Genomic DNA, 1,356 nt, shown 5'->3' with positions numbered 1-1,356 from the left:
GTACAAAGACCTGTTCGAGAAGAGCCACAACGGCGTACGCCTGGGCTTTATGTCGTTCTTCGTCAAGGCCGCCACCGAAGCGCTGAAGCGTTTCCCTGCAGTCAACGCCTCGATCGACGGCACCGACATCGTTTACCACGGTTACGCCGACATCGGTGTTGCCGTATCCAGCGACCGTGGCCTGGTCGTTCCGGTGCTGCGTAACGCCGAGCTGATGAGCCTGGCTGAAATCGAGAACGGCATCGCCACCTTTGGCAAGAAAGCCAAAGACGGCAAGCTGTCGATCGAAGAAATGACCGGCGGCACCTTCACCATCACTAACGGTGGTACGTTCGGTTCGATGATGTCGACGCCGATCGTCAACCCGCCGCAAGCCGCGATCCTGGGTATGCACAACATCATCCAGCGTCCGATGGCAGTTAACGGTCAGGTGGTTATCCGTCCGATGATGTACCTGGCGTTGTCCTACGATCACCGCCTGATTGATGGTAAGGAAGCCGTGACCTTCCTGGTGACCATCAAGAACTTGCTGGAAGACCCGGCGCGTCTGCTGCTGGACATCTAAAAGCCAGTTTCTCCCACGGCGGCTCTCTAACCAGGGCCGTCCGGTTTATTCGAGAAGGAATACGTTATGACCCAGAAATTCGACGTGGTAGTCATCGGTGCCGGCCCTGGTGGCTATGTAGCCGCTATCAAAGCAGCTCAACTCGGTTTGAAGACTGCATGCATCGAGAAGTACCAGGATAAAGAGGGCAAGGTTGCGCTCGGTGGTACTTGCCTGAACGTCGGTTGCATTCCGTCCAAGGCGCTGCTGGACAGCTCCTGGAAGTACCACGAAGCGAAAGACGGCTTCGCCGTGCATGGTATCGAAGCCAAGGGCGTGACCATCGACGTTCCGGCCATGGTGGCGCGCAAGAACACCATCATCAAGAACCTCACCGGCGGTGTTGCCGGCCTGTTCAAGGCCAATGGCGTGACCCTGCTCGAAGGCCACGGCAAGCTGCTGGCCGGCAAGCAAGTGGAAGTCACTGGCACCGACGGCAAGACCCAGGTGGTCGAAGCCGCTCACGTGATCATCGCCTCTGGCTCCAAGCCGGTCGAGATCCCGCCGGCCCCGGTCGATCAGGACGTCATCGTTGACTCCACCGGTGCCCTGGAATTCCAGAGCGTACCGAAGAAGCTGGGTGTTATTGGCGCTGGCGTGATCGGTCTGGAGCTGGGCTCGGTATGGGCTCGCCTGGGTGCCGAAGTCACTGTCCTGGAAGCCATGGACAAGTTCCTCGCTGCTGCCGACGAGCAGATCGCCAAGGAAGCCCAGAAGACCCTGACCAAGCAGGGCCTGGACATCCGCCTGGG

General features: G+C 59.2%; 2 protein-coding genes. Both read left to right on the top strand.

Going from position 1 to position 1,356, the window contains the following annotated elements; translation table 11 throughout:
- Window positions 1-565, top strand: a 565-nt coding sequence (locus Q8M42_RS17975; protein ID WP_305285100.1) for a 2-oxo acid dehydrogenase subunit E2, incomplete at its 5' end; no start/stop codon positions are given.
- Between the two features lie 66 nt (window positions 566-631).
- Window positions 632-1,356: FAD-dependent oxidoreductase (locus Q8M42_RS17970; RefSeq protein WP_305285097.1), on the top strand; the 725-nt coding region annotated here is incomplete at its 3' end.

The organism is Pseudomonas sp., from assembly GCF_030684895.1.
GTDB lineage: Bacteria > Pseudomonadota > Gammaproteobacteria > Pseudomonadales > Pseudomonadaceae > Aquipseudomonas.
The sequence above is the reverse complement of the archived record's forward strand: the minus strand, read 5'-3'. Positions and strand labels throughout refer to the sequence as shown.